General features: G+C 38.5%; 18 protein-coding genes. 14 read left to right on the top strand and 4 right to left on the bottom strand.

The genetic code is table 11. From position 1 onward, the window contains the following. Positions 1 to 34: 34 nt before the first annotated feature. The gene (locus BUA72_RS00450; RefSeq protein ID WP_072921292.1) at positions 35 to 1,033 is read right to left on the bottom strand and encodes a DHH family phosphoesterase; all 999 of its coding nucleotides are present in this window, start codon (positions 1,031 to 1,033) and stop codon (positions 35 to 37) included. Between the two features lie 234 nt (positions 1,034 to 1,267). On the opposite strand from BUA72_RS00450, the gene rpmH reads away from it, so the two are divergent. Together rpmH and BUA72_RS00440 are read left to right on the top strand one after the other, a co-directional pair. Beyond that, entirely contained in the window at positions 1,268 to 1,426 is a 159-nt protein-coding gene (rpmH, locus tag BUA72_RS00445) for a 50S ribosomal protein L34 (RefSeq protein ID WP_034701860.1), read from the top strand. 154 nt (positions 1,427 to 1,580) lie between these two features. Continuing rightward, entirely contained in the window at positions 1,581 to 2,291 is a 711-nt protein-coding gene (locus BUA72_RS00440; RefSeq protein ID WP_047452962.1) for a cell division ATP-binding protein FtsE, read from the top strand. Between the two features lie 81 nt (positions 2,292 to 2,372). Here the strand turns inward: BUA72_RS00440 and BUA72_RS00435 are convergent, their stop codons facing one another. The 3 genes from BUA72_RS00435 to BUA72_RS00425 are packed head-to-tail and all read right to left on the bottom strand — an operon-like array spanning position 2,373 to position 5,108. Next, positions 2,373 to 3,068, bottom strand: a complete 696-nt coding sequence (locus tag BUA72_RS00435) for a tRNA1(Val) (adenine(37)-N6)-methyltransferase (RefSeq protein ID WP_072921290.1) — start codon at positions 3,066 to 3,068, stop codon at positions 2,373 to 2,375. Then, positions 3,068 to 4,522, bottom strand: coding sequence for a sensor histidine kinase (locus tag BUA72_RS00430; protein ID WP_034723240.1), 1,455 nt, complete (start codon positions 4,520 to 4,522; stop codon positions 3,068 to 3,070). Before BUA72_RS00430 ends, BUA72_RS00435 begins: the two co-directional genes overlap by 1 nt. 1 nt (position 4,523) lies before the next feature. Further along, on the bottom strand, positions 4,524 to 5,108 hold the full coding sequence (locus BUA72_RS00425; RefSeq protein ID WP_072921288.1) for a riboflavin synthase: 585 nt from the start codon (positions 5,106 to 5,108) through the stop codon (positions 4,524 to 4,526). Positions 5,109 to 5,156: 48 nt separating this feature from the next. Here BUA72_RS00425 and pdxA point away from each other — a divergent pair, with 48 nt between their 5' ends. From pdxA to BUA72_RS00365, 12 genes are all read left to right on the top strand, one after another. Continuing rightward, entirely contained in the window at positions 5,157 to 6,248 is a 1,092-nt protein-coding gene (gene pdxA, locus BUA72_RS00420; RefSeq protein WP_072921286.1) for a 4-hydroxythreonine-4-phosphate dehydrogenase PdxA, read from the top strand. A gap of 84 nt (positions 6,249 to 6,332) precedes the next feature. Next, positions 6,333 to 6,863: a YceD family protein gene (locus BUA72_RS00415; protein ID WP_072921284.1), complete on the top strand. Its 531-nt coding sequence runs from the start codon at positions 6,333 to 6,335 to the stop codon at positions 6,861 to 6,863. A 66-nt stretch (positions 6,864 to 6,929) separates the two neighbouring features. After that, positions 6,930 to 7,133 (top strand): 50S ribosomal protein L32, encoded by a 204-nt coding sequence (gene rpmF, locus BUA72_RS00410; RefSeq protein ID WP_007843326.1) that lies wholly within the window; start codon positions 6,930 to 6,932, stop codon positions 7,131 to 7,133. A gap of 127 nt (positions 7,134 to 7,260) precedes the next feature. Next, entirely contained in the window at positions 7,261 to 7,740 is a 480-nt protein-coding gene (gene accB, locus BUA72_RS00405; RefSeq protein WP_072921282.1) for an acetyl-CoA carboxylase biotin carboxyl carrier protein, read from the top strand. A 99-nt stretch (positions 7,741 to 7,839) separates the two neighbouring features. Beyond that, positions 7,840 to 9,195, top strand: a complete 1,356-nt coding sequence (gene accC / locus BUA72_RS00400) for an acetyl-CoA carboxylase biotin carboxylase subunit (protein ID WP_047452970.1) — start codon at positions 7,840 to 7,842, stop codon at positions 9,193 to 9,195. A 332-nt stretch (positions 9,196 to 9,527) separates the two neighbouring features. Next, on the top strand, positions 9,528 to 9,935 hold the full coding sequence (tssD, locus tag BUA72_RS00395; protein WP_047452973.1) for a type VI secretion system tube protein TssD: 408 nt from the start codon (positions 9,528 to 9,530) through the stop codon (positions 9,933 to 9,935). Between the two features lie 171 nt (positions 9,936 to 10,106). Further along, complete coding sequence (locus tag BUA72_RS00390; protein ID WP_047452976.1) at positions 10,107 to 12,023, top strand: type VI secretion system Vgr family protein; 1,917 nt, start codon at positions 10,107 to 10,109, stop codon at positions 12,021 to 12,023. A 16-nt stretch (positions 12,024 to 12,039) separates the two neighbouring features. Then, positions 12,040 to 12,591 carry a YdcF family protein gene (locus BUA72_RS00385; RefSeq protein ID WP_072921280.1) on the top strand — a complete coding sequence of 184 codons (552 nt, stop codon included), beginning with the start codon at positions 12,040 to 12,042 and terminating at the stop codon, positions 12,589 to 12,591. A gap of 50 nt (positions 12,592 to 12,641) precedes the next feature. After that, on the top strand, positions 12,642 to 13,994 hold the full coding sequence (locus tag BUA72_RS00380) for a DUF3289 family protein (RefSeq protein WP_072921278.1): 1,353 nt from the start codon (positions 12,642 to 12,644) through the stop codon (positions 13,992 to 13,994). 54 nt (positions 13,995 to 14,048) lie between these two features. After that, positions 14,049 to 14,528, top strand: a complete 480-nt coding sequence (locus BUA72_RS00375) for a hypothetical protein (protein ID WP_139259459.1) — start codon at positions 14,049 to 14,051, stop codon at positions 14,526 to 14,528. Between the two features lie 6 nt (positions 14,529 to 14,534). Beyond that, the gene (locus BUA72_RS00370) at positions 14,535 to 15,326 is read left to right on the top strand and encodes a hypothetical protein (protein ID WP_072921274.1); all 792 of its coding nucleotides are present in this window, start codon (positions 14,535 to 14,537) and stop codon (positions 15,324 to 15,326) included. A gap of 17 nt (positions 15,327 to 15,343) precedes the next feature. After that, positions 15,344 to 19,537 carry a TIGR02594 family protein gene (locus BUA72_RS00365; protein WP_072921272.1) on the top strand — a complete coding sequence of 1,398 codons (4,194 nt, stop codon included), beginning with the start codon at positions 15,344 to 15,346 and terminating at the stop codon, positions 19,535 to 19,537. Positions 19,538 to 19,648: the final 111 nt, after the last annotated feature.

The following is a 19,648-nucleotide window of genomic DNA, read 5'->3' as shown; positions in this document are numbered from 1 at the left end:
AAACAAACTATTCAACAGAACTTTATGAAATTAATTACGCATTTTCAATAAAACGTTTAAAATCTACAATCGTATTTTCAAGTGAGCCTAAAGATTTTCCACCTGCCGCATTGATATGTCCGCCTCCGTTAAAGTACTTTCTGGAGAACTGGTTTACATCTACATCATCCTTACTTCTGAAAGAAATTTTGATAAAATCATCATAAAGATCTTCCATAAAGAAAGCAGCCATTTTCACTCCGGCAATACTCAGTCCGTAATTCACGAAACCTTCTGTATCTCCTTTCTGGAAGCCATATTCCTTAAGCTCGTTTCTGGTTAGTGATAAAACGGCAACTTTACCATCATTCACCACTTCTATTCTTCCCAGTACAAGAGCCAGAAGATGAAGACGGGAAACCGTATTCGTATCCCATGTATTTGAAGTGATTATGGAAGGATCAGCTCCTTTCTCAATTAAATTAGCAATAATTCTATGCGTAGTTGCACTCGTAGAACGGAAACGGAAACCACCGGTATCGGTCATAATCCCTGTATAAAGACACTCTGCCATATCCTGATTCACTAATGCTTCATCCCCCATAGCTTCAATAAAATGGTAGATCATCTGGGAAGTTGCAGGAATTACAGTATCAGAATAAACAAAATCAAATTCCTCAGGCTGTTGGTGGTGATCGATAAGGATTTTCTTAGCTCTCGCCTTCGTCAGCCATTCTCCTAATATACCAATCCTTGAAGGTGCATTAAAATCAAGGCAGAAGATCACATCTGCCCCACTGATCAGGTCAAATGCATATTTTCTTTTGTATTCACCAATGATCACCTTTTTAGATTCCGGCATCCATTTCAGAAATTTCGGAAAATCATTCGGTACAATTACTTCTGCAGGAATCCCTTTTGCTCTTAAATAATGCTTCAGTCCCAAACTGGAACCGATAGCATCTCCGTCCGGATTGTAATGAGTAAGGATAACGATCTTGCTTTCAGGCGTAAGTAATGTATTGATATCTAAAAGTTCTATTGGTGTAAACATCGTGTGCTTATTTTTCTTTAAATTTGAGTTTCCAAAGATAGAGCTTTTAAATAAATCATCTCAATGTAATTTCTGTAGCCTGATTTCTTTTCTATCTCGGGGTTTATGAATAAAGGATCAAAAACATTTCAAATAATTTCCAAAAAAAGATGATGAAAATTTGTAACTTTTAAAAATTTCTATATCTTTGCAACCTGAAAATTAATAGATTAATTACGATTTAAATATATAGTAATGAGTAAAAGAACATTCCAGCCATCAGAAAGAAAGAAAAGAAACAAACACGGTTTCAGAGAAAGAATGTCTACGCCAAACGGTAGAAGAGTTTTGGCAGCAAGAAGAGCTAAAGGCAGAAAGAGTTTAACTGTTAGTGCTGCGCGCGCTAAGAGATAATATCTCGGATATCATATACAAATCATGCTTGAAAAGAAGTTTTTCAGGCATTTTTTGTTGTTAAAATTTCCTAAAGTTTAGGTTTTTTAAGCTTCTTTTTTCTATTTTTAAGATGTGAAAAAATATTTTAGAAATAGCACCATAAAATTGAATTATGCCGCATACAAATATCTCCGGAGATAATATTATAAGCTTACAGAACGCAAAGATTGCGCAAAAAAATTTCACTGTCCTTTCTGATGTTAATCTTAACATAAAAAAAGGCAGATTCTGCTACCTTATCGGAAAGACCGGTTCCGGAAAAAGTTCCCTATTAAAGACGCTTTACGGACACATTCCTTTGGCATCCGGACATGGTGCTGTGGTAGGTTTTGAACTGGCCAAGCTGAAACCTTCAGATATCCCCAACTTAAGAAGAAAACTGGGAATCGTATTCCAGGATTTCCAACTGCTTTCAGACAGAACGGTTGAGAAAAACTTAAAATTCGTTCTTGAAGCTACAGGATGGAATGATAAAGTAAAAATGGAAGACCGCATCAACGAAGTTTTGGGAAGCGTGAATATGAAGAGCAAAAAGCACAAAATGCCACATGAACTTTCAGGTGGTGAGCAACAGCGTATAGCCATTGCCAGAGCTTTACTGAATCACCCTGACCTTATCCTTGCCGATGAGCCTACCGGAAACCTTGACCCTGAAACATCCAACGAAATCATGACCCTTCTGAAGCAGGTAGCCCTTGAAAACGGAGCCGCTGTAGTAATGGCAACGCATGATTACCATATGATCCAAAACTTCCCTGGTGAAGCGATCAGATGTGAAGACGGAAAAGTTTCTGTACTGGATACAGCTGAGTTATTTGAATAAAAATTAAGAGATTGAGAAATTAAGGAATTCAGATAAAGACTAAGCAGTCACCACTAACTTCTAATCTCTAACTACTAACTTCTATTTACCAAAGACATGAAACTCCTTAGTGAGTTCAAGATATAGGTCCGAGTATTGTCTCGGACTTTTTTCTATCACAAAATCAGACTCTTGGACCTGCATTTCTGCCAGTGAAAACTCAAGAACTAATCTTTTCGTTTTGGAATTTTCTATTCCTTTGATATTGATTCTACGCTTCAAAAACAATTGATTTTCTAAAGCTGTTTTAATAAAGTCATCTCCGGCTTCAGCAGGAATAATAACCGACAAAATACCCTGATCGTCCAAAAATTTTACTGAAGCTACAATAAGCTGTTGGAAATTCAACTCTACGGTCTGGCGGGCAATTTTGTCTTTATCCGAGCCGGATTCTTCAAAATAAGGAGGATTTGAAACAATCAGATCAAACTTCTTTTCAGTCTCAAAGGTCTTAAGGTCCTGATGAATATTTTTCAGCCTTGAACGAAAAGGAGAATGCTCAAAATTAGTTCTGGTAAGTAAAACGGCATCTTCATTAATATCCAGGCCAAGAAAGCTTGCCTTTGTATTTCTTTGAGCAAGCATTAACGAAATCAGGCCGGTTCCTGTTCCTATTTCTAAAACTTCCGATGCATTTTCCACATCAGCCAAAACACCCAGCAATACTCCGTCTGTTCCTACACGGAAGACATTTTTTGACTGTTGAATTTCGAAATATTTAAAGGTAAAAGGCTTCACTATAAATTCGTAGGCAGTGTAATGGTAAATGTAGATCCCTTCCCTACTTCAGATTTCACTGCGATTTCTCCTTTATAATCCTCAATCATCTTTCTGACCATCGAGAGACCAAGTCCCATTCCGCTGTTTTTAGAAGTAAAATTAGGTTCAAATATTCTTTCGTACATATTTTCAGGAATCCCTATTCCATTGTCCTGTACAGAGATCATAACCCTTCTCTGGTGCTGTTCCACATCTACATTGATGATCAGCTTACGTTCATCACTTTGAGCCTGCTTAGCATTGGTGACAAGGTTCGTGATGATCCTGGAAAGGTAAATCCGGTCCATATTGATCATAATATTCCCTTTATTGGAATGCATAAAGATGCTGTCATCATTGAACACACGCAGAATATCTTCCACTTCGGTATTCAGATTAATGACTTCATTATTTTTTTCAGGAAGTTTGGCAAATTCTGAGAACGCTGAAGCCACAGTAGCAATCAGGTCGATCTGATCTACCATTGTTTTGCTCATCTGCTTTACTCTTTCTCTGATATTCGGATCTTCCGGATCAAATTTTCTTTCAAAATTCTGGATGGTAAGTTTCATAGGCGTAAGAGGATTTTTCACCTCATGAGCCACCTGTTTTGCCATCTCTCTCCAGGCTTCTTCAGATGCTTTGAAACGCAATCTTTCTTTCTGATCCTGAATCTGAAGAATCATCCTGTTATAAGCTCTTGCCAGCGCATTAAGCTCATCATTTTTATAATATCTGATCGGACGCATTTCATTTTCAAACAATGTAATACGGGTGATCATATCAGAAAATTTAGTAATATTTTTCGCTAAACTGTTCGATGTTACCCAGCTTATCCAGATACTGAAAAGGATAAGGAAAATATCTACCAGTAAAATGTATTTGATATACTGGTGAAGAACATCCAGATAGGCAGATTCATTATGATACAAAGGAATATAGACAATTCCTATAGGTTCCAGTTCATTGTTTTTTAACAGGAGATAAGAAGAAGTGCGTCCTGCATCTTTTTTCTTATCATATCCTTTGATATCCACTCTTGAATCGGTAGACAGAATCTTATTCACAATATGAATCGGAATCGTTTTCTGATCAATAAGGCTTTCGTCTTTATTGGAAAGAAGGTAATTCCCTTTCAGATCATAGATTACAATATCGTGCTGGTTGATATCTGCTATCTCAAAAATCTTGTTCCCCAATACCATCGGCAGGTCTTCCGTCTCCACGAGAGTACGGCTTACGGCATAGTCAAGGTATCTCATCACGGCATTCGTCTTCTCCTGCATATCAATATTGCTTTGCTGCAGAGAATTATTCCTTAAGACAAAATAGGGAACGAGCGATGTAGCCACAACACTTAAAAAACAAACGAGAAGGAATCCGAAAAACACCCGGTTCCTTAAACTGTATCCTTTGTATTTACTTATCGGCATCCTACTTTTTAATTAACCTAGCAATATACTTACCAATGATGTCAAATTCTAAATTAACCTGATCTCCGATTTTAAGATGCTGCATATTGGTAAACTCCCAAGTATACGGAATAATGGCCACAGAAAACTGAGTATCTTCACTTTTTGCCACCGTCAAACTGATTCCGTTTACTGTAATAGAACCCTGAGGAACCGTTACAAAACTTCCGTTATCTTCATATTTAATGGTAATAAAATAGCTTCCGTCTTTATTTTCGATTCCTGCTACTTCACCGGTTTTATCTACATGACCCTGTACAATATGCCCGTCCAGTCTTCCATCCATCTTCATGCATCGCTCAAGGTTTACGACTGTACCTACATTCCATTTTCCAAGATTGGTCTTTTCCAGTGTTTCATTGATGGCCGTTACCACATATTGATCATCTTTAATCTCAACAACGGTAAGGCAACACCCGTTATGAGCCAGACTCTGGTCTATTTTTAATTCGCTTGTAAAAGGACATGTTAGGGTGAAATCTATGTTGCTTCCTTTTTCTTCAATCTTTTCAATAACGCCAACTGCTTCAATAATTCCTGTGAACATATTATTTTTTGCTAAATTTGTAAATTATAATCTTCAAAGATAATCAAAATGAGCCCAAAAAACCATAAAGTACGAGTAGGAATTTCAATAGGTGATTTTAACGGCATCGGTCCGGAGATCATCATGAAGTCCCTGACAGACAAAACCATTACGGATTTTTTCACTCCGGTGATTTTTGGCTCGGGAAAGTTATTTACCTTCCAGAAAAATATTTTCAAGCTGAATCTGAATTTCAACTACGTGAATGAAGCATCGCAGGCTCAGCCGGGAAAACTGAATATGGTGAACCTGACCAAGGATAATGTGAATGTAGAATTGGGTGTTCCCACTGAAGAATCCACCAAAATGGCCATTGAATCTCTGGAACTGGCTACTGAAGCCTTAATGAAAGGCGACATTGATGTACTGGTTACAGCACCTATCAACAAAGATGAAATGGTGAAAATGGGCTTTAAACATGCCGGACACACAGGCTATTTTGAAGAAAAATTCAGTAAAAAAGGACTGATGTTCTTAGTTACAGAAGATCTGAAAGTAGCGGTTTCTACCCATCATATTCCAATTGCCAGCGTAGCAGAAAATATTTCCAAAGAAAAAATAAAAAAACAGATCAGAGCTTTAAATCAGACCTTGATCGAAGATTTCTGCGTACAGAAACCAAAGATTGCCGTATTGGGATTGAACCCACATGCGGGAGACGGGGGCGTGATCGGAAAAGAAGAGATCGAAATTATAGAACCGGCCATCAAAGAACTTTCTGATAACGGAATACTGGCTTTCGGGCCTTATCCTGCAGACAGCTTTTTTCAGCCGAATAAGTACAGAAATTTCGATGCGGTTTTAGCCATGTACCACGATCAGGGACTGGCACCGTTCAAAACTTTAGCCTACGAGGAAGGCGTGAATTACACGGCCGGACTTCCTTTTATCAGGACCTCTCCGGACCATGGAGTGGCGTATGATATTGCAGGAAAAAACATCGCAGATGAGCAGAGTTTTACAGAAGCAATCTTCACTGCTATTAAAATATTTAAGAACAGAAGCGAATATAACGATCTGATGACCAATCGTATGCAGCCAAGGAAAATGGTTGTAGACAATGGAGTAGATGAAGATCTTCCTGATGAAAATGAAGGATAATTCGTTAAAACAAATTTTAAATTAATTTGTTATGGATTTTATTTGTTATTATAAAAAAATTGCATATTTTTGCACACTCATTTTATGGACAAGTTAAGAAACTATGACGTAAGCTTTTCCGGACTCAAAAACGGTAAGCACGTGTTCAAATTTGAGATAGATCAATCGTTCTTTCAATTATTTGACACTGAACAGGAATTTACAAATCCTAAAATAGTAGCCGATGTCTTCCTTGAGAAGCACACTACCTTTTTAGAATTTGAGATCAAAGTAGACGGGACAGTAGAACTCATTTGTGATCTCACGAATGAAGAATTCGACCATCCTATTGAAAACGAGATTGGAATTTTGGTGCATTTTGGTGAAGAATATGACGACAGCAATGAAGATGTCATTACTATTCCAGCCTCAGATCATGCCTTTAACGTGGCACAACTGATCTACGAAAATGTACAGCTTTCTATACCGATGAAAAAAGTTTCACCGAATGTAAGCGATGAAGATCTTGAAATCCTAAACAGGTTCAGTCCGAAAGATATTGAAGAGCCTGAAGAGGAAGAACATGAGAGCGACCCGAGATGGGAAGCGCTGAGAAAGTTAAAAGACAATAATTAAATAAAATAATTTAAATATGATGAGATGATGAATCTCATCGCTCATCAATTAAAAAAGTTATTCAAAATGGCACATCCTAAGAGAAGACAGTCGTCCACAAGAAGAGATAAGAGAAGAACTCATTATAAAGCAGTAGTTCCTCAATTAGCGAAAGATGCAACAACTGGTGAACTTCACCTTTACCACAGAGCTCACTGGCATGAAGGAAAACTTTACTACAGAGGTAAAGTAGTATTGGAAAAAGAAGTAGCAACTACAGAAGAAAACTAAGAGTCGCTTTTCACTGAAAAAGCCTCATTTTAATACAAAAACCGCCCGATTTTGATAAAATCGGGCGGTTTTTTGTTGTTTTTTATGTTTTTTTGGTATCTTTGACCCAAAATCAAATATCAAATTTATGGACATTAAAGACATACAAAATCTTATCAAGTTTGTATCTAAGGCTGAAGTTTCAGAAGTTAAATACAAAACTAAAGATTTCGAGATCACTATTAAAACTCCATTAGCTGGTAGCGATGCGGTTTATGCACAGCCAGCGGTATACCACACAGCTCCTCAGGCAGCGGCTCCAGTTCAGACAGCAGCTCCAGCAGCAGCACCGGCTGAAAAAGCGGAAGCAGCATCTGATGACAGTAAATATGTAGTGATCAAATCTCCAATGATCGGTACTTTCTACAGAAAACCATCTCCGGATAAAGATGTATTCGTAAATGTAGGTGACGAAGTATCCGTAGGAAAAGTAGTTTGTGTCATTGAAGCAATGAAGTTATTCAACCAGATCGATTCTGAGATCAGCGGAAAAATCGTGAAGATTTTAGTAGACGATGCTACTCCGGTAGAATACGATCAGCCTTTATTCTTAGTAGATCCATCTTAATTTAGAGGTTAGATGTTAGACATTAGATGTTAGACTCAATTCTGCATTCAAAATAACATTATCTAATTTTCAAATTATCTAATTTTCAAATTGAAGAAGATGTTCAAAAAAATATTAATAGCCAATCGTGGCGAAATTGCAATGCGTATTCTACGTACTTGTAAAGAAATGGGGATCAAAACCGTTGCGGTATACTCTACAGCTGACAAAGACAGTCTTCACGTAAGATTTGCTGACGAAGCCGTATGTATCGGTCCTCCTATGAGCAAAGACTCATACCTTAAAATCCCTAATATTATTGCAGCAGCAGAGATTACCAATGCTGACGCTATCCACCCGGGTTACGGATTCCTTTCTGAAAATGCTAATTTCTCAGGAATCTGCCAGAAAAATAACATCAAGTTCATTGGTGCTTCTCCTGAGCAGATTGAAAAAATGGGTGATAAAGCCAATGCCAAAGCGACGATGAAAGCTGCCGGAGTACCTTGTGTACCTGGTTCAGACGGACTAATCGACTCTTATGAGCATGCTGTAAAAGTAGCTGAAGAAACAGGATATCCGGTAATGATCAAAGCTACCGCTGGTGGTGGTGGAAAAGGGATGAGAGCAGTATGGAAAGCTGAAGACCTTAAAGATCACTGGGAATCTGCTATTCAGGAAGCTGTGGCAGCCTTCGGAAACGGAGGTATGTACATGGAAAAACTGATTGAAGAGCCTAGACACATTGAGATTCAGGTGGCTGGTGACCAGTACGGAAAAGCATGTCACCTTTCTGAAAGAGACTGTTCTGTACAGAGAAGAAACCAGAAACTGACTGAAGAAACACCTTCTCCTTTCATGACAGACGAGCTTCGTGAGCAAATGGGTGCTGCCGCTGTAAAAGCTGCTGAATTCATTGGATATGAAGGCGTAGGTACTATCGAATTCCTTGTAGACAAGCACAGAAATTTCTATTTCATGGAAATGAATACAAGAATCCAGGTAGAGCACCCTATCACTGAGCAGGTAATTGATTATGACCTGATCAGAGAGCAGATCCTTCTTGCTGCAGGAACTCCTATTTCAGGAATCAATTATTACCCGAAACTTCATTCAATCGAATGTAGAATCAATGCTGAGGATCCTTATGCAGACTTCAGACCATCTCCGGGGAAAATCACAGGATTAAACATTCCTGGCGGACACGGAATCAGAGTAGATACTCACGTTTATTCAGGATATACTATTCCTTCCAACTATGACTCAATGATCGCTAAGCTTATCACTACGGCTCAAACCCGTGAGGAAGCTATTGCTAAAATGAGACGTGCACTGGAAGAATTCTATATTGAGGGTGTGAAAACTACCATTCCTTTCCACAGACAGCTTATGGATAATGAAGATTATCTTGCTGGAAACTATACTACAAAATTCATGGAGGATTTTGTAATGGATAGAAAATATGATAATCACTAAGATTATTTTATATACAAATTGTAAACTGCCTCATTTCGGGGCAGTTTTTTTATTTCTCAATCTTCAGAAATTTGAATTTCTGTTAAATATAACCCCATTCCATTCCGGAACCCCTCCAATCTCCCTCCCTATCGGAAGTTCATAAATACTTAACATTGAAACCTATAAACAACTGATTCTCAATAAACAATTTACCTAACAGTTGTTAGTCGCAGAATTACGACACTTTTTAAAATTTCTTCAAAAACTTTTTTGTGATAATATAATTACTTCTATTTTTGGTGACATAACATAACAAACCACACAATATTAACAATTAAAATTTACTTATCATGGCAGAAAGAAATTCAAGAGGAATTTTAAAATTCAACGGCGGTGAAGGACAGAAGTTATTAAAACTTAACTACAGTGTATCCCGTTCTACAGACGTATCAGGAAGAGTAGCATCAGATCCTTCCAACGCACTGATCAAAATTACAGTAGAAGCTACTGAAAAATCAGACGTTCTGGAAAGCCTTCTTAACGGAAAGTACAAGCCTACAACCGGAGAAGTAACATTCAACAAATCTCACGAAGAAGGAACACTGACTACTTTGAAGTGGGAGAACGGATATGTGATCCAGCACGAAGTAGATTTCGATGCGGTAGATGATAACAGTATGTACATCAGCTTTGTGATCAGCGCAGAACAAATCGATCTTGGAACTTCTTCTTATAAAGGAGAATGGCCTTCATCTTAAGAATGTAATTTCCTACATTAAAAGAAACAACAGACAGAATGGTAGTCCCGGCAAAAGGGGTGCTGTTCTGTCTTTTTTGACTATACTTATCCTTTACGGCTAAAGATGAAGGTATAGGTGGTTTAGGATTTATATTTTCCGGCTTTAAGTTTACATCAAAAAATACTAATCATGGAAGAAAGCAGCAATTTTTCATTCCGTCCTGATCAATACAAGGCTCCCGGCAATGCAGATAAAATATCTGTAAATCAAATTCCCGGGATCAACCGTGTGGTAAAACTGGATATTGTGATTGAAGGAAAATCTGTCAATCATTTTAAACATTTCCGCTTACAGCAAAGCGCAAGGCGGCACCATTATTTCGAACTTATTCTCGCCCATGACTCTTTGGGCGCCACACAGAATCATAATCTCGAAGAAGCCCGCCAGTTCTTAGGAAAAAGAATCACAGTAGTTTTTAAATATAAAGATTACGAAAACGAAAGCCCAGAAAGAACTTTTGTGGGCGTTATCACCAAAGCCGCGTTCAGTCAGGAAAAAATGAGTCTGGGTAATATTGTTCTGAAAGGCGAAAGCCCTACCATTCTGATGGACTCTGCTCCTCATACCCAAAGTTTCGGGGGGACACAGGCGGTTAATACTGGAATCATCGCAGACAAGATCATTAAAGAAGCTTTAGGTTCTTCAAAATTTGATTTCAGGGTTGATACTCAGAATAAAAGTTACATCAACTATAGCTCTCAGTACAACGAAACCCATTATAATTTTCTTGCAAGAACAGCAGAAGCTTACGGTGAACAGTTTTATTATGATGGTGAAATTCTCCACTTCGGAAAACTTCCGCCATCCGAGAAGCCGGTCCGTCTCATTTACGGCAGCAACGTAAGCGATGTTCAGGTAGAGCTGAAAGCAGTACATACCAAACCTGAATTCTTTGGATATAACAGCAGCAGCCATACTAAAATGGCAGGCTCTGAACATAATATCAGGCACCAGGGAGAAATTCCATCGAAAGCCTATGAATTAAATAACAACATATTCAAAACCCGCTCACTCTCGCCTGCACCCGTCAACGCTAATATGTTTATGGATGTGGATGATTCACAGAAAAGTGCAGCAGGAAGTGCAGCGGTAGAGGTTTTTACCGTTTCAGGGAATACAACAGTGCCATTTCTTTATCCCGGATGTACGGCAGATATTGAAATGCGTAAACCGGATACCAACCAGACTTCTTATTTTACGAGAATAACCGTTACAGAGGTGATTCATGAAGTGAATGCCAGAGGATATTACACCGGAAGTTTCGAAGCTGTGGCTGAAGGAACAGGTTTTATGCCTAAACCTGATTTTATAACTCCCAACGCAGAACCACAGGTAGCCACTGTAATTTCCAATACAGATCCTATGAATCAGGGACGTATTCAGGTACAGTTTGACTGGCAGCGAAATCCCGACACGACTCATTTTATAAGAATGATGAGCCCTGACGCAGGAGGAACAGATGCCATCACACAAAACAGAGGTTTCGTAGCTATTCCTGAAGTTGGAGATCAGGTTATGGTAGGTTTTGAGTACCATCACCCCGATTTTCCTTTTGCCATGGGTGGAATGTTCCATGGTCAGGTCGCTTTAGGAGGTGGATTGAATAATCACATTAAATCCATTCAGACCAGAAGTGGAAATAAAATTATCTTTAATGACCAGGAAGGCAGTATTTTCATTGAAGACCCAAGCGGAAATACCTATTTGATGGATGGTAAGGGAAATATTACAGTGAATGCTCCGAAAAATATGACTTTTACCGCCGGAGAAAATGTACAGATCAATGCAGGTCGTAATATTATCGCTTCCGCGCAGAGAAATGTCAATATCATGGCGGGTGAAGATATCACTGAAACCGCAAATGACGATTACAATCTTACAGCAAGCAATATTATAGAAACGGCGGAGGCTGGCAGAAGTTCCAGAGCAAAGAATATCACTGAAAATATGGAAGCTGGTTCTTACATCAGTACAAAAGACGCTATCAATGTAGAAAGTGCTAAAGAAGTCAATATCAACAGTGGCAAACAGGTCAAAATGCAGTAGAATATCGATAGGTAATATGATTAAAAAAATTTTCAGGTATCTTTTTATATTGGGAGCAGCATGGTTTGTGATTCATTCTGTTTACATCATTACAGATGGGCTAACGGACACAAAGAAAAATGCTGATTTAGCGGTTGTATTCGGAAACACAGTGAATAAAGATGGAACCCTGTCCCCCAGATTGAAAGCCAGACTGGATAAAGCAATTGAACTGTACAGGAATCATCGGGTAAAAGAAGTTTTAGTAAGTGGTGGCTTTGGTAAAGAAGGATATTGGGAAGGAAACGAAATGCAAAAATATTTGGTGGAAAATAAAATTCCTCCTGAAAAGATCATCACAGACAATTATGGCGATAATACAGAGAAAACAGTAGTTCATACTATAAAAACAGCTGACAGCTTACAATACAAAAGCATTGTCTCAGTTTCTCAGTATTACCATCAAACACGTGTTAAAAAATTATTTAAAAAACATCATTTTAATAATGTAACCAGCTCCAGTCCCAAGTATTTTGAAGCCAGAGATGTATACTCAGTCTTCAGAGAGTTTTTTGCATATTATTTATAAAACGAAGGAGATGCACATTAATAATCTATGTAAATTTTTATAAAACATCTATGGAAGGCGGAAATATCATACGAAATGTCTTTGGCAAATCTTATAAAGAAGCAGAACAGATCATGAAAGATGCTTCCAAAGGTGCATTGGATTTTAAATCACCTCAGGAAAATACCTTTTATGGTAAAAACGGTGGCAAGAAACTGGACGAGTACGAAGCTAAAAAGGACAATACTTTGCTGGTAACGGAAGTTGAAGGTCCATTTGACGACAACGGTGGAAAAATAAGCAAGCCTAAAGAAGGAGAAAAGCGTTGGTTCAAAGCAACATTCAATAGATCTGCAGCTAAAAATGAGTACAAAAAACTTCTATGGCAGCTGAAAATCAACGGAATTCCGATTCCTTTCTTTTTTGATTATTCATCTATTGAAGGGAGTACACAGACGATACAGGTGAAGCTGCCATGCTATGATATGCGTGCCTATGCCTATTTTAAAACTCCTATCGATAAAGTAAGTGTGGAAGTTAAGATAGACAATCCCCTTCCCGTTTATATCGACAGGTTTAAGGTTAAAGGAAAAGACAGGCAGGGCGTCAACCTGGCTGATGATTTATGCTACGGCTTAGGAGTATCCAATCAATATCCATCAAGATATACCTTGCAGGATGTGGAAAGCAAAGGCATCTGGATCAAAGCTGAGATCAGGGATAAAACGGACGAAGAATTATGGACCGGCTTTAAACGTATGGTTACCGATCTTTTTTCAGTGGGAGAACTGGAAACCGTTGCACTGGACATGATCGAAAAATTTAAAAGAAATGAAGGCGGCGAATATACCAATCCTGTTTTGACAAAGAATGTACAGGATCATCCTTCAAGCAAAAGATTCTGTATCAGCATGGAAGATGAAATTGCCGAACGAATTAAGAAAAGCCGCGGAAATATTTCTTCCATTGAAGACGATGAAATCCATTTTACAGATAATGAAATTGGAAAATTTGGAAACCGGGGTTGGGGACATCCACAGTTTTCAACATTAAAAGATACATTTTTAGGAGGACTTACGATATGTATGAATGATACGTGGGCGTACGAAGTAAAGCTTACAAAATTCACCAAGTCCGGCAACGGAAGCTATGATGCTACTTACAAAGTTACATTATATGACCATTTTGGTCTGGATATGCCTGATATAGAAAAGAAATACTATTATTTGCTTGGATTCAGATATTGGTTTATCCTGCAGCACATTAGAGGATATAAACCATTCATTACGAAAGTAGAATTTGAAAAAACATTTAAAGAAAGTATTTCTATCGGGAAAGCAGAGCGACAGGGTAAAAGAAGAGCAGAAAAAGAAAGAGAAGACCATCTTAGAAATATGGGCCGCAGAAGGCCGGGAGAATATTGATTAAGTAAGTCCATCAACGATTAACAGGCCTATTTATAACCATTAAACAAAAGCATGAAGTATTTACAATCCATAAAAATTTTTATCCTGTGTTTTCTTCTTTTATCGATCATGAGTTGCGATCAGAAAAAGAATGAATTTATTTCTCTGGATCACATGACCTTTATCAACAGCTATTATAAAGATTCTGTGAAGATTTCATACTATGTATTGATAGACCATCCGGAACCTACAGACAAAATATTGAAAAAAGAAATCATACAATATGTCAAAAAGAAGCTTCAAAACAATACATCTCTGAAAGAAAAAAATACGGCATCACTCAATTTTGTATTTTATAAAAAGACGGACAACACCTCTTATTTTATTACACATAAGGAAAATTCAGGTGGATTGTTAAGTGAGGAAATATCACATTATCAGGAAGATTACATCGCTAATTATTATGTAAGTAAATGCGATGGTGGTGCAACAGAAAAAATATACCTGTACAGCCAGCCAGAAGAAATTCTCGCCAATAGCTGCAAAAAATAAAAAAGCATGGAAGAAAACCGGGTAAAACCTTTTCAGAAATATTCAGGAACACATGTTTATCATGTGGAAAACTCGCTTGAAGTACAGTTTGGAGAAAAAAAGGGCTTCCACTCTTCCTGTAAACTCAATATCCTGGAAACGGAAAACGAGGATCAAACCAAAAACTGGCTGATAGAAAAAATAGAAGACGCTCCCCTGCCGTCTGAAAACAGTTTTATGGAAATTCTCAATGAGCTGGAACAGAGTTCTTATCCTGTCGAAGTAAAAGTGGATGAAAAAGGTGTTTTTATCAGTGCTTCAAACCATCATAAAATAGTAGAAAACTGGAAACAGAGAACGGCCGGGATCCAGGAAAAATATCAGAATGCAGATGTATTCAGAAATCAATACCTGAGTGCTTTGGAGGATGAATCTCTCTTTTACAAGAATAAACTGAAAGAACCATTCTGGAATCTTCTCTTTTTTGCCCCATCTTATGTAGACAACGGCGGAAAAACACATGAAACTTTTATCTGGAGCATCAAAGGAATCGGAGATGTGGAATGTACCGGAACTATTTTAGCTGAGCAGAGAGATTATGGTTTTGATGCTTATTTCACTTCAGAAATAAGCATTCCAACTGATATAAAAGAAGAAATCGATAAAAAATATCAACACAAAACTGAGCAGTACAAAGCAACGCTCACCATTCAAATGGAATACAACTCCCCGAAAAGGCAGTATTCAAAAAAGAAAGCTGACTTTATCCTTTCGGACGGAGAAAAAATATTATACCGGGAAATAAGCAGTATTATATAAATTTATGAATACACAACATGGCAGATAAAGGATTTATTATTGTAGAAGGTGCTACTGCGTACTGCAGCAGTTCCGTTGCCAATAACTCCAAAGGGACTGCCGTTCCGATGGAAGTAAAAAGCCAGAAAAAAAAACTAGGCAAAAACAAATATTTCGCCCAAAGCAAGCCTGTAGCCACCTATCTTGATGACAAAGCAGAAAGCTTTGGTGCCGGCAATGGGTTCGGCAACTGTAAAGGTTCAGACGGCAAGCCTTACCCCTGTAAAGCAAAGTGCAGTTTAAAGTATAAAGATTATTATGAAAATGTAGAATTCAACAAAAGCATGAAAATACTGCTGGATGTTTCTACAGCTACCTGCCCGGGATATGGAGTTCCGGGAACTGTTGCCTTTGCGACCACCGGACAGTCCAACAATGTTTCACAAATCGATGTAAAAGAGGCAGATGAATTCTCAGTAGCCAATACATCGCCGCAATGGGAAACAGCAGGTACTTCTTCCACGGCAACATCCGTGAATTCCATTTCGATGGCGCTTCCGCAATCCGTAGCCAAACCTACCGGAACTTATTATTATCTTCAGCTCCCTAAAAACCCTCTGACATCCTTTCTAAATCCTTTTTCTCCGGATAATCTTACATTGAATGCCCAATTTAAAGGTGATGCTACCAAAATCATATGGGCCATTTTCAAAGGGGAAGACACCAAAGACAAGGTAAAAACATTTATGGGTCTGGGAAGTGTCTTCAATCAGTCTTTAAGCAAAACTTTTGACAGTCTTCCGGAAGGCAAATACAGAATAGAAGCCTATGGAAAAAAAGCGGGTGATAAAAACTGTGCTATCATTATCGAAGTAGTTAAAGATTTCGTTAAAAAAATTGTAACTCCGGGAACTTCTACCCTGATCAATATTCCTATTCCGATATCTGTAGAGTATAAACTGAGCACCAATGCTGACCAGATGAAAATTCTGAACGGAACCAGTTTCCTGCCTTTTGCTCAGATCGCACACTGGAGGATAAAACAAGGAACAACGGTATTATATAACAGCCATTCCGGGACGGCTTCACCTCATATTGTGGGCGTAGCAAGAGCCGGAGGACAAACCATACTTAGCTTTAAAAATGCAGGAAAATATACCGTAGAAGCCTTCACAGACCCCAATGATCCCAAACCGGAAACTGTAGAAATAAAAATTGAAAATACATTAGGCGTAATGGGTGTGAGTGGGGAGCCGGGACTGCTCCGTTCCGGAGATATGCTCAAAATCCAGGCTTCCAAATTCAATGTAGCCTATCTCCCAGCTGCAGGGAAAACCGTTCACTGGTACCTTAAAAAAGAAGGGGCAGGAAGGATTACTGCATTCGAAAGCTCCCCTTCATTCAAAACTGCGATCATTAATAAAAGAGCCGATGCACTGCTCAGTCAGGACGCCCAACTATCAACCGGTGAATATATAGGAAAGTATACAGTAGAAGCTTATGCCAATCCACTTGGAGCGGGAAAACAGCCGGCTTTCACGGGATCAGATACGTTTCATTTTGAAGTCATCCAAAACGTCATTGATAAGTTTACCTTACCCGCAGGAAATATTCCCAAAGGAACAAAAGTAAAATATACAGCTACGGCGAGAATTGCAACGCTGGCCGGAAATGAAGCCATAAAAATAGAAGTTCCTCAAAATGTTACCGACAATGGAGACGGAACTCTTACTTTCAATGAACTGGGTGAGTTTACCCTTTCCGCTTATTTAACCGGCGATAACACTGACAATAAAAAAACTGAAACCAAAATAAAAGTTTCACAACCCACTATAAAAAGGGCGCTCTGGGCCTATGGAACGGGTGTAAAACGTACAGAAACCGGTTTTGGAGAAGACACCTACGGCTTTGTAGAAATTGATGGCCTTCAGAATCAAACTCTGAAAGTAAAAGTGTGGGTGAAAGGCGATGGCGATGATTTCTACAAGCAGAAAGACAAATTTATGCTGGAAGAAAAAAGCGTCACCCTTAACAGTGAGGGCAAGGCCTCTTTTATCATCAATACGACTGAGGATTATAAGAAAAAACTGGATGCTGCGATTCCTAAAACGGCAGAAAACCCTACTCCAAAGTACCGTCTGGTATTTACAATAGAACTTCAGGCAAGCACCTCAACGGATGTTGTACTGCCAGCCACTATTTCAATAGAAGGAACAAAGCCTGTAGTGATAGATGCTACCACAACGTATCTTGAAGTGCTGGACTCCAATGAAGAACTCGTCATTACTTCAGAACAGAAAATTGTGTCTGTCATGTTCTCCACAGAAAATGGAAAAGACATTCAGCGCCAGCAGACGTTCTATGGGAAAACCCATAAGATCTGGGTACATACCGTGAATATGACCGAAGAAGTTCTGAAAATAGACGTTTTCAAGGAAGTTCCTAAAGAAGGGCTGAACGAAAAAGACCATATCATCTACACCCACGAAAGCAAAGAAACCTACAAAGAAGAAAAAACAGGAAAAGACGGTCTGGTAGAAGTTTCATTTACCGCAAAAGAAGAATGGAAAAACCCACCAAAAAATTTCGATTATTATATTGCTCAGGTCTCAAGACAGCTGAAAGATCCCGCTGATCCCAATAAAAAAATCTGGAAAGCAGAAAAACTTCAGGTAACCATCAATGACAGTCTTCCCGCCAATCTGGTACGTACAGAAGATATGGAAAAACTGGGCATCAGAGCTAAAAAACAGGACGGAACACCTTTCACCCAGGAAGAAATGCTGGAACTGAGAAAACAGTTTATATTTTATGAAGCCGGATGTCTGAAGGTTTCCCAGAAAGAAACACCGGAGGCTATTGATAATGATGTGAAGCCGGTGGTGGTGGAAATGGCGGAGGTCAGAAAGCAGAAAACATGTTATTGTAACAGAGGTTTTACTGACAAAGAAATGGAAGACCTTATTAAAACAATGACGGGTGGTACTGAAATTTGGAAAGGAATTAAAGAAAAGTGCGATATCACAGATAAAACAATTAAAAGTTTAACAGCAGAGGTGAATGCCATGTTTGCCGGCAACGGAATTAACCGATGCATGCAAAAGATATCCTTTTTGGCCAATGTTTCAGAAGAAACCGGCTTTTTTGTACAGAGTAAAGAAGAACTGAGTGGCAACTTATCCAGCCAAAGCACTTACAAAGGAAGAGGTATTCTTCAAATTACAGGAACAGATGATGGAACAGGCTTCTATAATAATCCCGGGCCCTATAAAACATATGGAAAAGCAAAATATGCAGATGAAAATAAATTTCTGGACGAAAATGCGGACCTTATTTCTAACAATCTGCATAATACTGTAGATGTAGGGGGATGGATATTCAACTACAAAGAAGTACCTTTATGGGAACTTAATCCTCAAAAAACATATTCTCAGGAGCTTAAAGACACATTAGCATGGAAACGCACTTACTTCAGTAAAGGTCTTGGAAAAAACCTGAATCAGCTGGGACTGCTAATGGAAGAGGAAGAAGAAAAGTATTTTTTCCTGCAGGGAAAAATATTGAATGGATATTCTCCTGCCCACAGACTTGAAAGACCTCCCAATGGATGGACCGGGCGTAAGAAAGCTTTGGAAAAACTAAAAACATGGTTTAAATATGATAAAAGAGTTTGTAATGGAGAGGAGGTAGCATTACCTAATCTTGAAGGAAGAGCTCCATGGATGGAACTGGTATGGAAAGAAGAAGCAAGAAATCTGGTAGAAACCGGCAGTAATAAAGAAATTCAAAAATTCTTTGATGGAACTCCTTATGAAAGCCAGATGAAAGATGGTACAAAAAATGAGACAGATATCGCATGGTGCGCAGCGTTTATCAACTGGATTATGAAACATTACGGATATGAAGGCGTTACAACGGATAAAGGATATGATGCAGTAAGGGCTTTAAAATGGGCTACCTGGGCAGAAGGAAAAGATTTAGGAAAACCGGTATATGGTGCTATTGCTGTAAAGACAAGATCCGGAGGAGGCCATGTGGGATTTGTAGCAGGTAAGAAAGGAGACAAAGTCGTTATATTAGGAGGAAACCAATCCCAGAAACTGTATTGCGTATCTTATGATATTTCCGACTATTTTGCTTATGTAGTCCCTAAAAATTACGAAATTACGGAGGCAGATTATAACCTGCCGGAATACAAAGGAAATCCGGGAGCAAAAGGATCTGAACAATAAAACGATCAAAATGGAACATAGAATTTTAATCAGCTTGCTTTTTATTTCTTCTGTCCTGGTTTCTTGCCAGGAAAAAAAAACAGTCAGTAATGAGATAAACGGTAATGTGAA

The sequence above is a fragment of the Chryseobacterium sp. OV279 genome (assembly GCF_900128945.1).
Classification (GTDB): domain Bacteria; phylum Bacteroidota; class Bacteroidia; order Flavobacteriales; family Weeksellaceae; genus Chryseobacterium.
Note: the sequence above shows the minus strand (reverse complement) of the source record. Positions and strands in the feature narration are given on the sequence as shown.